This is a genomic window from Paenibacillus swuensis (assembly GCF_001644605.1).
GTDB classification, from domain to species: domain Bacteria; phylum Bacillota; class Bacilli; order Paenibacillales; family DY6; genus Paenibacillus_N; species Paenibacillus_N swuensis.
Window position 1 is genome coordinate 1,819,504 of sequence record NZ_CP011388.1, and the last position, 18,288, is coordinate 1,837,791.

Annotated in this window: 17 protein-coding genes; 7 read left to right on the top strand and 10 right to left on the bottom strand. The window is 51.4% G+C overall.

Annotation, left to right across the window (positions count from 1 at the left end; translation table 11 throughout):
- Positions 1-19: 19 nt before the first annotated feature.
- Together urtB and urtA are read right to left on the bottom strand one after the other, a co-directional pair.
- Complete coding sequence (gene urtB, locus SY83_RS07945) at positions 20-928, bottom strand: urea ABC transporter permease subunit UrtB (RefSeq protein ID WP_068605752.1); 909 nt, start codon at positions 926-928, stop codon at positions 20-22.
- Positions 929-1,128: 200 nt separating this feature from the next.
- Positions 1,129-2,388, bottom strand: coding sequence for an urea ABC transporter substrate-binding protein (gene urtA / locus SY83_RS07950; RefSeq protein WP_068605753.1), 1,260 nt, complete (start codon positions 2,386-2,388; stop codon positions 1,129-1,131).
- A 282-nt stretch (positions 2,389-2,670) separates the two neighbouring features.
- On the opposite strand from urtA, the gene SY83_RS07955 reads away from it, so the two are divergent.
- From SY83_RS07955 to SY83_RS07985, 7 genes are all read left to right on the top strand, one after another.
- Entirely contained in the window at positions 2,671-2,973 is a 303-nt protein-coding gene (locus tag SY83_RS07955; RefSeq protein WP_068605754.1) for an urease subunit gamma, read from the top strand.
- A 13-nt stretch (positions 2,974-2,986) separates the two neighbouring features.
- Positions 2,987-3,364: an urease subunit beta gene (gene ureB, locus SY83_RS07960; protein ID WP_068605755.1), complete on the top strand. Its 378-nt coding sequence runs from the start codon at positions 2,987-2,989 to the stop codon at positions 3,362-3,364.
- Between the two features lies 1 nt (position 3,365).
- On the top strand, positions 3,366-5,087 hold the full coding sequence (gene ureC / locus SY83_RS07965; RefSeq protein WP_231891438.1) for an urease subunit alpha: 1,722 nt from the start codon (positions 3,366-3,368) through the stop codon (positions 5,085-5,087).
- Between the two features lie 28 nt (positions 5,088-5,115).
- Positions 5,116-5,808, top strand: coding sequence for an urease accessory protein UreF (locus SY83_RS07970; protein ID WP_068605757.1), 693 nt, complete (start codon positions 5,116-5,118; stop codon positions 5,806-5,808).
- Between the two features lie 46 nt (positions 5,809-5,854).
- Positions 5,855-6,553 carry an urease accessory protein UreG gene (gene ureG / locus SY83_RS07975; RefSeq protein ID WP_068605758.1) on the top strand — a complete coding sequence of 233 codons (699 nt, stop codon included), beginning with the start codon at positions 5,855-5,857 and terminating at the stop codon, positions 6,551-6,553.
- Positions 6,519-7,358 carry an urease accessory protein UreD gene (locus tag SY83_RS07980; RefSeq protein WP_082882391.1) on the top strand — a complete coding sequence of 280 codons (840 nt, stop codon included), beginning with the start codon at positions 6,519-6,521 and terminating at the stop codon, positions 7,356-7,358. The genes ureG and SY83_RS07980 overlap by 35 nt, the downstream gene beginning before the upstream one ends.
- Positions 7,359-7,481: 123 nt before the next feature.
- Positions 7,482-8,591: a GGDEF domain-containing protein gene (locus tag SY83_RS07985; RefSeq protein WP_068605760.1), complete on the top strand. Its 1,110-nt coding sequence runs from the start codon at positions 7,482-7,484 to the stop codon at positions 8,589-8,591.
- A 64-nt stretch (positions 8,592-8,655) separates the two neighbouring features.
- On the opposite strand, the gene SY83_RS07990 is transcribed toward SY83_RS07985, so the two are convergent.
- The 8 genes from SY83_RS07990 to pbfA all read right to left on the bottom strand — a co-directional run bounded on the left by SY83_RS07990 (position 8,656) and on the right by pbfA (position 18,136).
- Positions 8,656-9,441: a DeoR/GlpR family DNA-binding transcription regulator gene (locus tag SY83_RS07990; RefSeq protein ID WP_068605761.1), complete on the bottom strand. Its 786-nt coding sequence runs from the start codon at positions 9,439-9,441 to the stop codon at positions 8,656-8,658.
- Positions 9,442-9,474: 33 nt separating this feature from the next.
- Positions 9,475-10,656 carry a saccharopine dehydrogenase family protein gene (locus tag SY83_RS07995; RefSeq protein WP_068605762.1) on the bottom strand — a complete coding sequence of 394 codons (1,182 nt, stop codon included), beginning with the start codon at positions 10,654-10,656 and terminating at the stop codon, positions 9,475-9,477.
- 73 nt (positions 10,657-10,729) lie between these two features.
- Positions 10,730-11,950, bottom strand: a complete 1,221-nt coding sequence (phnW, locus tag SY83_RS08000) for a 2-aminoethylphosphonate--pyruvate transaminase (protein ID WP_231891396.1) — start codon at positions 11,948-11,950, stop codon at positions 10,730-10,732.
- Positions 11,947-12,744 (bottom strand): phosphonoacetaldehyde hydrolase, encoded by a 798-nt coding sequence (gene phnX, locus SY83_RS08005; RefSeq protein ID WP_082882392.1) that lies wholly within the window; start codon positions 12,742-12,744, stop codon positions 11,947-11,949. The genes phnW and phnX overlap by 4 nt, the downstream gene beginning before the upstream one ends.
- 18 nt (positions 12,745-12,762) lie before the next feature.
- A complete protein-coding gene (locus tag SY83_RS08010; protein WP_068605763.1) occupies positions 12,763-14,460 on the bottom strand; it encodes a putative 2-aminoethylphosphonate ABC transporter permease subunit in 1,698 nt (565 codons plus the stop codon).
- The gene (locus tag SY83_RS08015) at positions 14,457-15,524 is read right to left on the bottom strand and encodes a putative 2-aminoethylphosphonate ABC transporter ATP-binding protein (RefSeq protein ID WP_068605764.1); all 1,068 of its coding nucleotides are present in this window, start codon (positions 15,522-15,524) and stop codon (positions 14,457-14,459) included. Before SY83_RS08015 ends, SY83_RS08010 begins: the two co-directional genes overlap by 4 nt.
- 35 nt (positions 15,525-15,559) lie before the next feature.
- Positions 15,560-16,654, bottom strand: coding sequence for a putative 2-aminoethylphosphonate ABC transporter substrate-binding protein (locus tag SY83_RS08020; protein ID WP_068605765.1), 1,095 nt, complete (start codon positions 16,652-16,654; stop codon positions 15,560-15,562).
- A gap of 123 nt (positions 16,655-16,777) precedes the next feature.
- The gene (gene pbfA, locus SY83_RS08025; protein ID WP_231891397.1) at positions 16,778-18,136 is read right to left on the bottom strand and encodes a (R)-1-hydroxy-2-aminoethylphosphonate ammonia-lyase; all 1,359 of its coding nucleotides are present in this window, start codon (positions 18,134-18,136) and stop codon (positions 16,778-16,780) included.
- Positions 18,137-18,288 lie beyond the last annotated feature (152 nt).

The following is an 18,288-nucleotide window of genomic DNA, read 5'->3' on the forward strand; positions in this document are numbered from 1 at the left end:
TCCTTGTTTCCTCCTCCCTCTATGAATCCAATGAACGTGAACGAACAGCCACAAGCCCCATCGGTCTCCATTGCAAAAACGCCACAATCAGCAAGAACACAAGCACCTTCCCCAGGGAAGCGGTAGTCCAGTATTCAAACAACGTATTTGTGAGCCCGATGCCCAACGCTCCCGCAACGGTACCCACCAATTTCCCGACGCCTCCCAGCACAACAACCATGAATGCATCAATGATGTAATAGGTGCCAATGGCCGGACCGATCGGACCCAGCAACGTCAACGCACATCCCGCGATACCGGCAATCCCGGACCCAACCGCGAAAGTCATCGCGTCTACCCTGCGAGTAGAGATCCCGAGACAAGACGCCATCTCCCGGTTTTGCATAACAGCGCGCATTCTTCGTCCGGTGTGGCTGCGATATATATAGACAAACATACAGAGCAGACATACGGCGACCAAGCCGATAATAAACAGCCGCTTGTAAGGAAGGACCAAACCCTCCGTTACAGCCCATCCGCCGTTCAGCCATTCGGGACTTTTCACGCCCACATTCGGAGCTCCGAATAGCGTCCGCGCCAGCTGTTGCAGGATCATGCCGATTCCCCAGGTAGCCAGTAAGCTGTCGAGCGGTCTGCCGTAGAGAAAACGGATCAGAACGCCTTCCAGCACGAATCCGAACACGAAGGCGACGATAAAACTGACCGGGATCGCCGTAATGAAATACCATCCGAATGATGAGGCGGGCATATATTCCATGAATAAATTCTGTGTGACATAGGTGGCGTAAGCCCCGATCATAATCAGCTCACCGTGAGCCATATTAATGACTTTCATCAAACCGAATGTAATTGCAAGGCCCAAAGCGATAAGCAGCAGAATCGAGCTGACGCTTAATCCGTTAAAAATTTGCAGCAAGATGACATCCATCATTAAACCTCCCTGTAACCATCCTGTTAAGGTGAAACGGCTGGCGCCGTCCTTACAGGCGCATAGTTCGTTTCATTCCGAAGAAATATCAGAATAGGGTATGAGCAAAAAACTTATACTTTCTGATATTTTAAAAAAAAGCAGAGGAAGCCGGAGATCAACGTTCTCTCGCTCCCTCTGTCCTTCCCCGTGATGATAATTTATTCGCTTAAGCCCTTAGCCCACTCATAACCTTTCAGGTACGGGTCCGGTTTCACAGGATCTCCTGTGGACCAAACTTCCTTAATGAGTCCGTCCGCCTGAACTTCGCCGATCCGAACCACTTTAGAAATATGTTGGTTCTCGCCGTCGATCGTGACTTTGCCTTCAGGCGCCGTCCACTCCAACCCTTTGGCCGCTTCCTTCACTTTGTCCACATCCGTGGAACCCGCTTTCTCAACAGCCGCTTTCCATAAGTACACCGCCGTATAACCGGCTTCAATCGGATCCGCGGTTACCCGGTCCTCGCCGTATGCTTTCTTGTAGTTGGCAACAAACGCTTTGTTCTCCGGCGTATCCGTCGTTTGATAGTAGTTCCATGCTGTCAGATGTCCTTCAAGCACATCCGCGCCGATCGCCCGAATTTCTTCTTCCGCCACACTCACGGACAAGGTCGTCAGATCCTTGGACGAAATGCCCGCGTCTTTCAACTGCTTGAAGAAGGCTACGTTGCTGTCCCCGTTGAGCGTGTTGAACACGACATCCGGTTTGGCTTCTTTAATTTTGCTTATAATCGTACTGTAATCGGTGTGACCCAACGGGGTATATTCTTCGCCAACCATTTCTCCGCCCTCGGAAGCCAGTTGCGCTTTAATAATTTTGTTAGCTGTACGCGGGAATACATAATCGGAACCCAGCAGGTAGAATTTCTTCTTACCCAGATCCTTCGCCAAATATGTAACCGCGGGCACGATCTGTTGGTTCGTCGTTGCGCCTGTGTAGAAGATGTTTGGAGAGGACTCCAATCCTTCATACTGAACCGGGTACCATAGCAAGCTGTTCAATTCCTCAAACACTGGGAGCATTGTCTTCCGGCTGGATGAGGTCCAACCGCCGAATACGGTAACCACCTTATCCTCTTGAATCAACTTACGGGCTTTCTCCGCAAAAGTAGGCCAATCGGACGCGCCGTCTTCCACGACAGGGATAATCTTCTTACCCAGCACCCCGCCTGCCGCATTGATCTCATCGATCGCCATCATCTCCGCCTCTTTAACCGACACCTCGCTGATCGCCATCGTTCCGCTCAGGGAATGCAAGACGCCGACCTTGATGCCGTTTTCACCGTCCGCCGACGCATTCGCTGTCGCGTTCGTGCTCGCCTCATTAGCTCCCTCGTTGTTTCCGTTGCCGCAGCCTGTAAGACCCAAACATAATGCCAATAGCAGTGAAGCCGTACCTTTCCACACCTTGTTCTTCATTCTCCCATCCCTCTACTCTCTAATTTAGTCTGTTTCCGAACATTGAATTGTCAGAATATTCAATCCGTTCGTATTTAGATTATATGTGCCTAACAAAAATTATGTCAATATAGTTAACATCAAAATATAAATTCGTTACTTTTGCCCTACGAAAAGTCTTTATCTCTCCTTATCTTAATATAAGTGTAATAAAACCTTACATAAATGTGTTTACAAACGCTGCTCACCTCAGATAAAATGTCTACAACGACAATATATGGTGCTGATAAGGAGAATCTTTACATGCATTTTACCGAGAGAGAGAAAGAAAAGCTGCTTATCACCGTTGCTGCGGACCTGGCCCGCAAACGCAAGGCGCGCGGCTTGAAGCTGAACTATCCCGAAGCCATGGCGCTGATTGTCTCCGAGATTATGGAAGGGGCCAGGGACGGCAAGACCGTCGCCGAGCTTATGGAATACGGCGGAACGATTCTGGCCAGGGAAGATGTTATGGAAGGTATCGCGGAGATGATGCAGGAAGTGCAGGTTGAAGCTACGTTCCCGGACGGCACGAAATTAGTCACGGTTCATGAACCGATTCGATAAGGAGGCTTCCAGAATGATACCAGGAGAATACCGCACCGCGACGGGAACATTGCTTATCAATGCGGGGCGTTCCTATGTTTCCATATTAGTCTGCAATCAGGGCGACCGTCCTGTACAGGTTGGATCGCACTTTCACTTTTATGAAGTAAACCGGGCGTTAAGTTTCGAACGTTCCGCAGCCTTTGGCATGCGTCTGGATATCCCTTCAGGCACCGCGGTCCGCTTTGAACCCGGGGAAGAGAAGCATATTACATTGGTAAGTCTGGGCGGGACTAAGGAAGTGTTCGGGCTTAATAACTTAACCGGCGGTTCAGCCCAGCCTGAACTTGCGCAATCCGAAGACATTCAGGCCCGCCTGAAGAAATGGCTGGGAGGCGAGACCCTTGGCTGAGATGTCGCGAGCCCAGTATGCTTCCATCTTCGGTCCTACGACCGGCGACGCGGTACGATTGGCGGATACGGAACTGTGGGCGGAGATTGAACAGGATTACACCATATACGGGGATGAATGCAAATTTGGCGGAGGCAAGGTGATCCGGGACGGGATGGGGCAATCTTCACGCGCCACCCGCAAGGACGGCGCCCTGGATCTGGTCATTACCAATGCGGTAATTATTGATCATTGGGGCATTGTGAAAGCCGATATCGGCATCCGTGACGGCCGGATCGCGGGCATCGGCAAAGCCGGCAATCCGGACACGATGGACGGGGTTCATCCGAATCTGATCATTGGCGCTTGTACAGAGGTTATCGCCGGGGAAGGCCGCATTGTAACCGCAGGCGGAGTTGATTCACATATCCACTTCATCTGTCCCCAACAGATTGAAACTGCCCTTGCTTCAGGCGTGACTACGATGATCGGCGGCGGAACCGGTCCAGCGACGGGAACGAATGCGACAACCTGCACGCCTGGAGCGTGGAATTTACACCGGATGTTGGAATCCGTTGAAGCTTTTCCAATGAATATCGGATTTCTCGGCAAAGGCAACAGTTCCTTCCCGGAGCCGCTTGCGGAACAGCTTGAAGCCGGAGCCATCGGCCTGAAGCTCCATGAAGACTGGGGTACGACACCTGCATCAATCGACATGTGTCTGACGGTGGCGGAGCAGTACGACGTACAGGTAGCCATTCATACCGATACGTTGAACGAAGCCGGTTTCGTGGAGGATACGCTCGCCGCCATTAAAGGCCGCACCATTCATACGTACCATACCGAAGGCGCGGGCGGAGGTCATGCCCCCGACATTATTAAGGTGGCGGCCGAGCCTAACGTAATTCCGTCATCCACGAATCCCACGCGTCCCTTCACTGTAAATACGATTGAAGAGCATCTCGATATGTTGATGGTCTGTCATCACTTGGACAGCACCATCCCTGAGGATGTAGCATTCGCAGATTCACGGATTCGACCGGAAACAATCGCAGCCGAAGACATCCTCCATGATCTGGGCGTATTCAGTATCATATCTTCGGATTCACAGGCCATGGGGCGTGTTGGCGAAGTCATTACGCGGACATGGCAAACGGCGGACAAGATGCGAAAGCAGCGGGGCGTTCTGACGGAGTCTGACGAAATGACGAATTTGCCGGAGCATGACAATTTCAGAATCAAGCGCTACGTGGCCAAATATACGATCAATCCGGCGATCGCGCACGGAATTTCCCACATCGTAGGTTCCGTGGAACAAGGCAAGTGGGCCGATCTTGTTATCTGGCAACCGGCATTTTTCGGTGTGAAACCGGAAATTATTCTTAAAGGCGGTATGATTGCCTATGCGCAGATGGGCGATCCCAATGCGTCGATTCCCACACCACAACCGGTTTACGGCCGCCCCATGTTCGGAGCTTTCGGGAAGGCGGTACAGCGCACCTCCATTACGTTCATTTCCAAGTATGCATACGACAACGGAGTCCATGAAGAATTGGGCCTCCAGAAGCGCATTGAGTATGTTAAAGGCTGCCGGTCTGTCGGGAAGAAAGACATGATTCATAACAACGGGACCCCTACCATTGAGGTGAACCCGGAGACGTACGAAGTCCGTGTGGACGGAGAACCCGTTACATGCGAACCTGCTGAAGTCCTGCCCATGGCTCAGCGTTATTATTTATTCTGATCCGTGTCATCCGAAGGAGGAGTTCCAAATGCACAGCGGCTCAAGATTGTTATCGTATGTTCAGTTATTGGATTCGGCCCTTCCCATCGGAGGTTTCTCGCACTCATTCGGGCTGGAAACCTATGTTCAGAATGGTCAAATTCAGAATATGCAACAACTAGAGGAATTCATCCGATCCCAGATTCACAGCAATCTGGTCCGTCTGGACGGGATGGTGATGAAAGGAATTTATACCGCAATCGTTCAGGATGATCTGTGGAAGCTGTGTCTTCTGGATAAAATCATCCACATTCAGCGCACCCCCCGGGAGTCCAGGGAGGGCATGCATAAGATGGGCAAGCGTCTGTTGAAGCTCGCCCGCACCCTGTACCCATGGATGGACTTCAAGCCGCTGGAGAAGTCGTTCGCTCAATACGGCGGCTACGGCAGCCTGCCCACCATCCATGCCTGGATTTCTTATCATCTGGAAGTAGACGCGGATGAAGCGGTTAAAGGCTATTTATACTCCAGTGTTGTAACCATGGTTAACAGCGCTTTACGGTTAATGTCCATCGGACAGACCGACGGCCAGGTGCTTATTCAGAAACTGATATCCGTCATTGATTCCGAATGGGAAGCGGCCTGCAAAGAACCTGTAGACCATCTGCATTCCTTCTCCCTTGCTCATGAAATTCATTCCATGAATCATGAGACGCTGTATTCCCGGTTATTCATGTCCTAATTGCAAGCCGTACCCACTCACATTACATGATCAGGAGGAATTTACAATGTGCCAAGGCGCCAATCATTCACACGAACAATGGGTCTCTCCGACCGTTACTCATGACCGTCCCATCCGAATTGGTATCGGGGGTCCTGTCGGTTCAGGCAAGACCGCGTTGGTTGAAAATTTAAGCAAGCGTATGCGTGATCACTACAGCATCGGTGTGATCACGAACGATATCTATACTAAGGAAGATGCCGAGATTTTAATTCGCGCGGCGGCGCTGCCAACAGAGCGCATTATCGGCGTTGAAACCGGCGGATGTCCGCATACGGCGATTCGCGAGGATGCTTCCATGAACTTTGAAGCCGTGGAAGAATTGGAATCCCGTATTGATGATCTGCAAATCATCTTCATCGAGAGCGGCGGCGATAACCTTGCGGCGGCATTCTCCCCGGAGCTGGTTGATCGTTTCATCTACATTATCGACGTAGCTCAGGGCGAGAAGATTCCCCGCAAAGGCGGTCCCGGCATTATGCGTTCCGACCTGCTGATCATCAACAAGATTGACCTGGCTCCGCATGTCGGGGCTTCCCTGGAAGTGATGAAGAACGACACGGAGCGCATGCGGGGTAACCGGCCGTATGTATTCTCGAACCTGATGTCAGGCGAAGGACTGGACACGATTCTGCACTGGATCGAACACCAGTTGGACGCATCTCCAAGTCATGAGCATAAAGCAACCTCCCACCAGCACGGGTAGACACGCTTTGCTCCGCGGCCGGTTCACGCTCCGCGGCGGCAAGACCGTGCTGACCGAGCGCTTTCATCAAGCGCCGCTGAAGATTTCCAAGACGTTCGAGCTCTCCCCCGGAGGAGAGCTCTTGGTCTATATGATGGATGCGTCACCGGGCATTCTCGACGGGGACCGCTACGAAATTCAGATGCACTTGGGCGAAGGCACGCAAGTATACCTGACGAACCAGTCCTATACGAAGGTGCACCCGACGCCCAAGGAATCGTCTGCAATGGTGCAGACGTTCACGCTAGAACGAGGATCCATGCTTGAATACTTTCCTGAGCCGCTCATCCCCTATGCGGACAGCAAGTTCCGCTCCGATACCGTCTTTCACCTAAGCGAGGATGCGGTCGTGATGTACGGGGATATTGTGACCCCCGGCCGTATCCATCACGGGGAACAATTTCTTTATGAGCGCCTGGACAGTCATATGGAAGCTTACCGCGACGGGAAGTTAATCGCTTGGGATCATTTTCATCTGAAACCGCGAGACCACCGATTCCGCACCCTGGGCGCGTTGGAGCATTACACGCACGCAGGGGCGCTATGGATCTTCGCTCCTGGCGTTAATGAGGAAATCCTTCGTGAGCTTAGAGCCCATTTCCCCGCGGAAGGTTTGTTGATCGGCGCAAGCTTAACCGCTGAACAAGGTTTGCTAGTCCGCATGCTGGGCACACAAGTATGGAAGCTTCAGGAGACCATGCAAACGCTCGCAGGGCTTTGCCGAAAGCTGCTGCTCGATAAAGAACCTCACCGAATAAGAAGATAAATGTATTTGTTGCAGCCGGGACGATTGCCGTTCCGGTTTTTCATTTTGCACAGTCAGAAAAAGGAAATCTCCCGAAGAATGTCGAATAGGTTGGTCTTAAGACCTTAAAGGGAGGTTACAACTATGATGAAAGACCTATTTACCAACTTCTCCATCCTCATTTCCCTGATGTTTCTCAGCTCTCAGTTATTTCACTGGAAACCTGTAGAAAAACTCTCATCCCTGCACAAAAAAATCATTGCGGGCGTTATGGCCGGCGTGCTTGGGAATGTGCTCATGCAGAATACGATTCAAATTCAGGAAGGTGTATTCGTGGACATGCGAATCATACCGATTGCTATTATAGCGTTACACGGCGGGATCGTATCCGGATTTATCGGCTGCTTCCTGATTTCCCTTGGCAGGCTGGCGCTCTTCGATATGAATTCGGCTGCCGTCATCGCCGTGATACACATCTTTCTTCTTATGCTCATCGGAACCCGTCTGGCTAAACTGCGCGCGCATGATTGGCTTAAGTTTTTTTATCTCATGCTGACTTGGGCCGTAACCGGATTTATCTCACTTAGTCTGGCTACACAGAATGTACCTAAAGTATTGAGCTTTTTCGGGCCCTATGTTGCGGCGGTGGCAGGCAGCGCGTTTATGTCCTATTACCTGGTAAGATTTTTGTATCAATCGCACATGGCCATCGAGCGTTTCCGCGAGCATGCTACCCGGGATTTTCTCACGGGGCTCAACAATGTGCGGATGTTCGACGACATGTTTAACAGCTCCATTAACTGGGCTGAACGCAGAGGCGAGAAGCTTTCATTATTATTGCTCGACATCGATTATTTCAAAAAAATCAACGATAATTTCGGTCATATTACCGGGGATGAAGTTCTGCACCAGCTGGGACATTTGTTACCGGGCGTCGCCCGCCCTTTTGACACGATTTCCAGAAACGGCGGCGAGGAATTCACAGTGCTGTTGCCTGATTGTCCTCACGTACAAGCCATTGAAGTGGGGGAACGCATTCGCAAAGCGGTAGAAAACCATATCTTCAAAATCGAGCTCACCGGAGAACAGATTCATGTGACGGTGTCGGTTGGCGTATCGACCTACAAAGATACGGTGTTTCAGCCGGAGATGGTGTATAAGGAAGCGGATGAGGCATTGTATTTGGCCAAAAAAAGCGGACGCAACCGAGTATGTTCTCTGCGCTATCACGGTTTGAGTCCCAATACAATATGAAGAAAGGACGCCGACGGCGTCCTTTCTTTGTATTGCATTGAAGTATGAGTTTTCCTTGTATATCTTAATCCGCTGCAATCCATTCCAGGTCATGCTTGTTCATCAGATCCGCCCATTCCCGGGGAACCGGTTGTTCGCAAATAATTCTGTCGATTTCGTTCAGATCCGCAATTTTGTACAGGGTGCTGTTGCCAATCTTGGAACTGTCCGTAAGCACAATGCTTTCCTTGCTGTTCTGCATAAATTTTCGTGCCAGCATCGCGCGATCGGCGTCATAGCTCGTAATTCCCTGAACCGGCAGCATCCCGTCAATGGAAATAAACGCTTTGTTTACATAGAAGTTCTGCATGATTTGCTCTGCGATCGAGCCGGAAATCCGGTAATGCCTGGAATCCACTCGGCCGCCAACGAAGAAGATATCTCCCGCGAAAATCTCCTTGTTCTGATAATCGATTAACAGATTTAAGCCGGGAATGGAGTTGGTGATGATCGTCAGATTTTTTTTGTAAATGAGATAGGGAATCATCTGCAGCGAGGTCGATCCGTCGTCAATAACGATGACATCATGATCCTGAACCAACCCGGCGGCCACCCGGCCAATCCGCTTCTTCTCATCGGCGCGAAGCACTTCACGCTTCAGATGGGGCAGTTCTTCGCGCTCCAGTGTCATCTTCACGGCACCGCCATAAACCCGCTTCAATCGATTCTCTTCTTCCAGTTCTTCCAAATATCGACGGATCGTCTCCGAAGAAACTTGCAACCGGTCCACCAGATCATTCGTCCGCACTTTGCCTGCGTTGTTGATGAGGTCGAGTATAATGCCTTTTCTTTCTTCCCCCACTAGTGACATCGGGAGCCGCCCCCTTTAATGTATGCGAATAAGTTAGGTGTAAGACAATTGGCCTATTTCTTTCATTTCCTCATGAACGAAGATATTCCTTTTTTTCAGCGCGTCAAAAATCACCTGCGGATCCTCAAAAGCTTCCTCCGGCGTAACCACGCCCGTCTGACGCACAAGCCCCTTGGCTATGAGTTCCGCGGCAATCGCCATCGGAATGCCCACATTGCGGGTATAAGCGCGAAGCTTCTCCCAGCCTTCCACCGAACCGTCCGATGGCGGATGGGTATGGGTTAAGATATTTTGCACCCGTTTGCCGTCTTTGGTTCCCGTTACTTCAATATGCAAGGCGTATCCGTACAATTCCGTTTCCTTACCTTCCTTGGAATTGTAAAGATATTGCGAGATGCAATCCATAATGCCTGCTTCGGCGCCATTGATCCGGATGGAATCATTGCGCAGGAAACCGTAGTCGTATAACGCCTTCACCAGCGCCATATTCTGCGGCGGCCAAGTTCCGCGCACTTCAATCAGTTTCACATTCTTGGAGGCAAGCGCTTTGGCAAGCGTCTTCGTCTCCGCATGAGGGATAATGTATTGTGTCGCGGTTCCGTAAGGCTGCGGTAAGGCAATCTCCCGAGGCCGGGCAAAAGGCGGCACTTGGATGAACTCGCCGTTCTCATACACGACGCGGCCCGGAAGCGCCGGATCATATTCATAAGTAGTTGTTTCGGTTATGGACTTCGAAAAAGCGATTGGACGGTAAGAACCGTGACTCACGCGCACTTCATCCACTTCATCCAACTGATTCGCCGCATGCATCGCCATCATCTGCGTTAATCCTGGCGTCATGCCGAATCCCGGCAGGCAGGTGCGTCCGTTGCGCAGGAACGTATCGTGCGAAGCATCCTCTTCACCAAACCCGTTCAGGTTAATGCCGTGACATCCGGCTTCCGCAATGGCGGCAGTCGACAGACCGTTTAGCGTAATTGTCGTTCCGTCCATCACAATGTCATACCCGCGCATCCGGGCCACAGTGTCCTCATGGTTCCTCACATTCACTTGAACGAAATCCACCCGCGGATCATCCAGCCATGCAACCACTTTGTGCCCTTCTTCTTCGTTAAAATCGCCGATTGTGATCTGTTTGAAATCGGAATGCTGCACGAGATCCAGTACCGCTTCTCTGCAAATGTTGCCTGCGCCGCCTAAACAAAATATTTTCATGAGATTATTGCCTCCTAGGATGGGAATCGAAAGTTGAAGCACTGAGCCTGAGGGATACACAGGCCTTTATCGCCTACCAGAATAGCTGTTCTTCCATGACTTGCAATAATGTACAAATATCTTGTCTGTACACTTCGCCAATGTTGCCGATCCGGAATGTATCCGCTGTGCTGATCTTCCCCGGATAGATGACAAACCCGGCAGATTTCAGACGCGCGTAGAGTTGTTCGAAGGAAAAGCGCTCCGACGCGGGATAATGAAACGCCGTAATGAACGGCGATTGCGATTGCTTCGGGAGGAGCGCGCAGAAGCCGAGCTGCTGCATCCCCTGGGTCAGCAGCTGCTGGTTCTGACTGTAGCGATGATGGCGGGCGGCCGGGCCGCCTTCGAGCTCGAGTTCCCGGAGCGCCTGGTCGAAGGCGCGCACGACATGGGTCGGGGAGGTGAAGCGCCACTTGCCCCCGCCCGCTTCCATCGTCGCCCATTGATCGTACAGATCCAGGGAAAGGGAACGGGCTTGGCCATCGCAGCGCTCCAGCTCCCCGGTTCGGGCGATGACGAAGCCGAAGCCGGGCACGCCCTGGATGCACTTGTTGGCGCTGCTGATCAGGTAATCGATCCCCAGCGCATGCACGTCCAGCGGGATGCCGCCGAAGGAGCTCATCGCGTCGACGATGAGCACTTTGCCGCGCTGCTTGACCGCTGCGGCAGTTTCGGCAACCGGGTTCAGCATCCCGGTTGTGGTTTCGCAGTGCACGACGGCGACATGGGTAATGTCGGGCTCGTCCCGCAGTCGCTGCTCCACCGCTTGCGGCGAAACGGGCGATGTTTCGCCGAAATCCAGCACAGAGAGCGCGATGCCGTACACGCGCGCGATCTGTGCGATGCGGTTCCCGTAAGCGCCGTTGGTCAGCACCAGCAACTTGCCGTCCCGCGGGACGGCCGTGCCGATGACCGACTCGACGCTGAAGGTGCCGCTGCCTTGCATGAGCACCGCCGTATACCCCTCCGGGGTATCGGTGGCGAGTCGCACAAGGCGCGCGCGGATGCTCTGCACGAGGCCGTTGTAGTCGCTGTCCCACGTGCACCAGTCCCGAAGCATCGCTTCCTTGACGGTGCTTGATGTGGTCAGCGGTCCCGGGGTGAGCAACAGGTAAGGTCGGGGCGGAGTTACATTAGCGTCAAGGATGCTAGCCTCATCGGCGATCTCCGAATGATCGGTGAGATCCGGAATACTGCGCCTTAAGGCAGACTTGTGCATATCATTTGTTTCAATTCCAGTTCTGTCCGTCATGGCCGTTCTCCTCTCACCAGGCGATCGTTAATCTGACGGATGACAAGATCCAACTCCCCAATCTCTTCAATTACGTAATGGGCTCCTGCCGAGATCAAACGCTCTTTGGCGGCAGCTTTGCGCCTAGCTAACTCGTCGGAACCACATGCCGATACCTCTGCTTCCGTCATGCCGAGCTCGCTGCTTCCAAGAATAACACCGACGGTCCAACACCCGGCATTCACGCCTTCTTCCATGTCGCTGACCGTATCCCCCGCTTTCACGATGGCTGCCATCGGATAGACGCCAAGCAACTCGGCGTTACGATAAATCATCCATGGATATGGCCTGCCCGCCGCCGCCTCATTCGGTGTAACCAGTGCATCAGGCGCGTACCCTTGCGCTTTCGCCGCTGGAGCTACGATATCCATCATCGCCCGGGTGTAACCTGTTGTGGAGCCGATGGAAATGCCTTGTTCGCGTAACCGCGCGGCGAGTTCCTGCGCTCCGGGAATCGGTGTGGCATAATCTTTGAGAATCCCGAAAAGCATCGGCTCAAAATCCGCATAAATCGCGTCGATATCCTCTTCGGAAGGCAATCGGCCATACTTCTGCTCCCACAGCGCCGCAATGCGTTCCATCCGGCACATCGCCTGAATATGATCCCGCTTCAACATGCCCATGGGCTGTCTTGCTTCCTCCACTGTCACTTCAACGCCTCTGCGGGCGAACACGTCAACAAATACATTCAATGGTGCGAAACAGCCGTAATCGACCATCGTGCCCGCCCAATCCAGCATAACGGCTTTAATCATCTTATATCTCTCCCAACCCTAGTCTTCTCGTGATTGCCAAGCTTGTGTTCTTTTCTTCAGTTGATAGGTCGCTCCCTCATACAGCAAGCGTACCAAGATGTTCGCCATAACAATTAGTACGGACATGGCTGCTGCCGGAGCCACATCCCCCGCATCATCCATATTGACGACCGAGACGGAAGCTAATTTCAGGTCTGCCCCGTACAGGAACATGACAGCGGAGACGGTAACCATGGAGTTAATGAAGAAGTACATCGCCATTTCCAGCACGGCTGGCAAACACATCGGAATCGTGACACGCAGTAAAGTTCGGTACATGGGTACACCCATAGAATCGGATACCATCTCGAACTCCCGATCCAGCTTCTTCAAGGCGCCGGTTGCTGTAATAAAGGCCACAGAATAGAAGTGGGCCAGATTCGCCAGCACGAGAATCCAGATCGTTCCGTACATGCCGTGCAACGGATTATTCCCGTTGTTAAAAAAGAAAATATATGAAAGTCCGATCACCATACCCGGCAGCGCCAGAGGCAGAATGGAGAGGAAATATCCGGTCTGCCGAAGCATGGGAAATGCTTTGGTTTTCTCAATAAGATAGGCCCCCAGGAACGTAACCACAGTTCCGATGACCGCTGTCCAGGCCGACATCTTCAAGCTCGTCCAGAATGGTTTTAGACCCTCTCCCGCCACTTTACTGAAGTCGTAATGCTGGAGAGAGAAGGAAAGATTATACGGCCAGATCTTAATAACGGACGCGGCAAATACCGTAAGGATGAGCATGGCAACAGCTGTGGAAATCAGCAGACAATATGCAAGGAACAGTCCATCCCTTATGCGGTTCGGTTCAATTCGATAAGGCACCGCTCTCGCGCTGATGGAGTTGTTCTGCTTGCGTGTCACGATGCGATCCACCACAAACGCCAGTACCGCGGGGATAATGAGGATCATGCCGACCGTTGCGCCCATACCCATATTTTGCTGGCCAATAACTTGTTTGTAGATATCGGTTGCTAGTACATTATAAGATCCGCCCACGACTTTCGGAGCGCCGAAATCGGTGAAGGCCAGAGTGAAACAGACGAAAACGGAAGAGATGATCCCGTATTTCACATCGGGAATCGTTACGGTCAGGAACGTCCTCCACTTGCTTGCTCCCATCGTCTTCGCCGCTTCATACAGATTGTAGTCCGCAAAGGCGAGCGATACGGCCATAATTAAATAAGCCTGAGGGAACGTATACAACACTTCTGACAAAATAATGCCGACCGGACCATACAGTTCAATGTCCCAATGAAGCGGAATCGCCCCGAAAAAACCTGTCGTAATGAGACCTTGATTGCCGAACAGATAGGTTAGTCCAATCCCGTGCATCATGGTCGGCGCGAACAACGGCAGCAAGGCAACGGTCTTGAACACCATTTTGCCCCGAATGTTCGTACGCGTCAGCGCGTAGGCGAACCCGAAAGCTAAAGTGACCGCAATCATCGATGAGATAACCGAAATGTATAGCGTATTTTGTAATGATTGCAGTAATGCGGGCGTGGAGAAATAGTGTACAAAGTTGTTTAAACCCACGTAATTTCCCTTACTATCCGTAAACGCTTTGCTGAACAGGGAGAACAACGGGAACAGAATGGCGATGCATAAGCCTGCCATCATGAGCAGGATTGCGACCTGCGAGCCATTGAACCTTCTATAGGAATTCGCCGCTTTCATACGACCACCTCAGTCTGAATCTGAGGGATCGGCCCGAACCGAATGATATGCTCTTGAGGCAGCCGGAAGTAAACGCGGCGGTTACGTTCAAGCCCAAGTTGTTTAATGGTTGTGGTGTTCACATCCGTGATGATGCCGTTGTCTGCGTAAAAACCCTCTGTAGTCAGCGGCCTTAAGGTGATCCGATAGAATGCGCCGCGAAATTCCATGTTCTCAATGAAAGCTTCCTGACTTCCCTGCTCCGGCTTCAAATGAATGCGGATATGCTCAGGGCGAATGGCCATACTGTCCGATGATTGTAAAACTCCTGCCCGCGGCGCTTGGCCTCGATGCTCTTCAATAAAATTAACCGCGCCGATGAAATCGGCGACAAACCGGCTGTTCGGCCGTTCATACACTTCCTCGGGTGTACCGATTTGAATCACTTGCGCGTTATTCATGACGACAATGGTGTCCGCCATGGTCAATGCTTCCTCTTGATCGTGCGTCACCATAATGGTTGTCATGCCCAGTTGCTCGTGCAGCCGGCGAATTTCCTGACGCAGCTTCTGCCTCACCTTGGCGTCAAGCGCCGAAAGAGGTTCGTCGAGCAACAGAAAGTCAGGGGACAACGCTACCGCTCTGGCTAAAGCCACACGTTGTTGCTGTCCGCCGGACAACTGGGAAGGATACTTCTGCATCGCGGACTCGAGGTCAACCATGGCAAGCACTTCCTTGACTTTGTCTTGAATCTGACCCTTGGACATCTTCTTCTCTTTCAGACCGTAGGCGACGTTCTGTGCAACCGTTAAATTCGGAAACAAGGCGTACGATTGAAACATCATGCCCGCGTTCCGTTTAGCGGGAGGCAAGGACGTAATGTCCTTGCCTGCTACCGTAACGCGCCCGCCTTCCGGCACTTCCAATCCGGCTATAATTCGGAGCAAAGTCGTTTTGCCGCAACCGCTCGGGCCCAGCAAGCATACGAACTCATTCTTCGGGATCTCGATGTGTATAGGCTCCAGGGCTGTGAACGATCCGAATGACTTGCGGATACCTTCGATGGATAAATAGGTATGAGGCATAGAGCAATGTTCCTCCTTCAACATCGGGCTAATGGTTATTCTTTAGGCTCGCTTTTCGCGTCGTATCGCTTCGTCCATTCCGCGAGTGTAGCTTCACGTGTTTCAGCGGCTTTGTTCAGATCGTTCTTGATCAATTGGCTGACCGGGTCCGCCGTGTACCCTTCTGGGATGGCTGCGGACTCATTTTTGATTGAAATGATGGCGTAGTTTTCGTTATATTTCTTCATAGGCTCTGCGGAAATGGCCCAATCCAGGAACGCTTTGGCTTCAGGCTTGATATTCTCTTTCTTCATCAACGCATTCGCCTCTACGTCCCATCCGGAACCTTCTGTCGGGAACACAACCTCCAGCGGAGCGCCCTTCTGTTTCTCTTGAATGGAACGATATCCGAAGGAAATGCCGATTGGATATTCACCGGTGCCCGCAAGTTTAGCCGGCTTGGATCCGGAATGCGTGTAGCTTGCCATGTTCTCGTTCAGCTTGTCCATGTACTTCCAGGCTTCTTCTTCACCCATCAACTGCAACAATCCTGATACGGTCAGAAAACCGGTTCCGGAGGAAGCGGGGTTCGGCATCACGATCATGCCTTTGTATTCCGGTTTAATCAGGTCTGCATATGATTTAGGAACCGCGACGCCCTTCTTCTCAAGTTCAACTGTATTTACAGCGAAGGCGGTCTCCCACGCATCGATTCCGACCCAGTGTGCAGGCTCTTTGTTATCTTTAAATTCAGGCAGTACTTTCTCTACACCTTTGGGAGAGTAACCTTCCAACATGCCGTTCTGGTCGAGTACAAGTAAACTTGTTGCGGCCGTGCCCCAAACTACGTCGGCTACCGGGTTATCTTTCTCTGCCAATAGCTTCGCTGTGATAATGCCAGTGGAGTCACGAACAATGTTCACTTTTACATCCGGGTAGGCCGTCTTATAAGATTCCAGGTAAGCTTGAATCTGATCATCTTCCAGTGCGGTGTAGACCGTAATCTCCTTGTTCTCGGCAACCGCTGTTTCAGTCGCAGGCTTAGCCCCGTTCGATTCCTTTGTTGCGTTTGTGTTGTTGCCGTTACCGCAAGCAGCCAACATTGAAATGATCCCCACCATCATTACTGCAGTACTCAACCACTTCTTCATGATTTCTCTTCTCCTCCAATGGTTTACCACGAATTTGCGCCCTCTTTCGAAGACAATTTCAGTATAAATAGGTTTTGTTAAAACAATATCAATTACATGTAAAGAAATTGTTTTTATTTGTTTTTAGTTGTTTTTCATTGTGAAAGCTTCGTCTAATATCGATAGAGCAACCTGAAGCTGCCCTTTCGAAGTAATTAACGGCGGATAGAGCGACAGTACATTTCCCTGGGACACTTTAAAGCTAAGTCCGCGTTCCAGACAGTGATACAAGATCTTCTCCGCTTCGTCGACCGCCTTCTCTTTCGTCACCCGGTTCGTCACCAGTTCGATGCCGGCCAACATGCCGATCAGACGGATGTCGCCGATAAGGTTGTGTTTGTGTTGAAGTTGTAGGAGTTCCTTCCGTAGATAGGTTTCCATCTCGAGTACATGTTGAAGAAGTTGGTTCTCCTCGATATAGCGAATGGTAGCAAGGGCTGCAACGGCACCTAAGGGTGATTTTTCATGTGTATAATGACCGAGTGATGTGTATCCCGCAATATCCAAATGTTCCTTTACTATGAGCGCGGCCAGGGGCATAACACCCCCGCCCAAACCTTTCCCGATGACGACCATGTCCGGTTCAACACCATAATGCTCGAATGCGAACATTGTGCCTGTGCGTCCAAGAGCAATGGCGGTTTCGTCCAGAATGAGCAATGCGCCATGCCTGTCGCACAACGCCCGCACCTTCTTGTAGTAGTCCATAGGAGGAATTTGTACATCCGTGTTCCTAACCGTTTCAATGATCACCGCGCCGATTTCTCCCGCTTCTTTCTCCAGCACATATTGGAGGTATCGCAAGGAAAGCTCTTCATCATTGTCTTGTCCAAAAGAAGACCGATAGGAATTGAACGGCGGCACATGTTCCGATCCCGGCATAAGCGGACCCAGCCCGCTGCGGAAAAGGGCTTCACCGCCGACCGATAAAGCGTCCAGGGACGCGCCGTGAAAGGCGTCCCACATGGACAGCGTCTTATGCTTGCCCGTGACCAGGCGAGCCAACTTCAAGGCCATGCCGATGGCTGAAGTTGCTCCGGGTGCAAACAGCACTTTGTTCAGGGAACCCGGGGCAAGTTCGGCCAGTTTGCGCGCGAGCTCGATGGACGGTCTATTGGTGAATCTGCGCGGTGAAAACGGCAGAATGTCCAGTTGCTCTTTAACAGCTTCTATCACATAAGGATTGCGGTAACCCACTTGATGAACGTTATTGCCGTGAAAGTCCATGTATCTTTTACCATCCACATCTTGAATATAGATGCCTTCACATGACTCCAGAACCTGCAAACATGGCGTGGATAAGGATTGATGGAGAAAGTAGCGCTCGTCATCGTCTAAAAGTCGGCGCGCCGCATCACTTTGACGCGCCCTCCATTGATCTCTGCTTGCGGAAAAGTTAATATCCCCTTCACCTTTAAGCGGAGGGTACAAGAATTGTGTCAATTGAATAATCTCCTTCAGCAACAGGTTTGGTTTCCTTGTTACTTTAAAGCGAGATTGTCATGTCAGTATTAATGCAACGTAAAGTCAATGTATTGTTTTGCGTTTAGTTGGTATTTGTTTGTTTTTTTATGCATAATAAAAACCCTTACCAC

Excerpts from the sequence above, each read along its gene's own strand:
- SY83_RS07995 (WP_068605762.1), bottom strand. The coding sequence starts at position 10,656 with ATGAAAATATTTTGTTTAGGCGGCGCAGGCAACATTTGCAGAGAAGCG.
- SY83_RS08015 (WP_068605764.1), bottom strand. The coding sequence starts at position 15,524 with ATGCCTCATACCTATTTATCCATCGAAGGTATCCGCAAGTCATTCGGA.
- phnW (WP_231891396.1), bottom strand. The coding sequence starts at position 11,950 with ATGACGGACAGAACTGGAATTGAAACAAATGATATGCACAAGTCTGCC.
- ureB (WP_068605755.1), top strand. The coding sequence starts at position 2,987 with ATGATACCAGGAGAATACCGCACCGCGACGGGAACATTGCTTATCAAT.
- SY83_RS07990 (WP_068605761.1), bottom strand. The coding sequence starts at position 9,441 with ATGTCACTAGTGGGGGAAGAAAGAAAAGGCATTATACTCGACCTCATC.
- SY83_RS07955 (WP_068605754.1), top strand. The coding sequence starts at position 2,671 with ATGCATTTTACCGAGAGAGAGAAAGAAAAGCTGCTTATCACCGTTGCT.
- urtB (WP_068605752.1), bottom strand. The coding sequence starts at position 928 with ATGGATGTCATCTTGCTGCAAATTTTTAACGGATTAAGCGTCAGCTCG.
- phnX (WP_082882392.1), bottom strand. The coding sequence starts at position 12,744 with ATGATTAAAGCCGTTATGCTGGATTGGGCGGGCACGATGGTCGATTAC.
- SY83_RS07970 (WP_068605757.1), top strand. The coding sequence starts at position 5,116 with ATGCACAGCGGCTCAAGATTGTTATCGTATGTTCAGTTATTGGATTCG.
- SY83_RS08020 (WP_068605765.1), bottom strand. The coding sequence starts at position 16,654 with ATGAAGAAGTGGTTGAGTACTGCAGTAATGATGGTGGGGATCATTTCA.
- SY83_RS07985 (WP_068605760.1), top strand. The coding sequence starts at position 7,482 with ATGATGAAAGACCTATTTACCAACTTCTCCATCCTCATTTCCCTGATG.
- ureG (WP_068605758.1), top strand. The coding sequence starts at position 5,855 with ATGTGCCAAGGCGCCAATCATTCACACGAACAATGGGTCTCTCCGACC.
- SY83_RS08010 (WP_068605763.1), bottom strand. The coding sequence starts at position 14,460 with ATGAAAGCGGCGAATTCCTATAGAAGGTTCAATGGCTCGCAGGTCGCA.
- SY83_RS07980 (WP_082882391.1), top strand. The coding sequence starts at position 6,519 with ATGAGCATAAAGCAACCTCCCACCAGCACGGGTAGACACGCTTTGCTC.
- urtA (WP_068605753.1), bottom strand. The coding sequence starts at position 2,388 with ATGAAGAACAAGGTGTGGAAAGGTACGGCTTCACTGCTATTGGCATTA.
- ureC (WP_231891438.1), top strand. The coding sequence starts at position 3,366 with ATGTCGCGAGCCCAGTATGCTTCCATCTTCGGTCCTACGACCGGCGAC.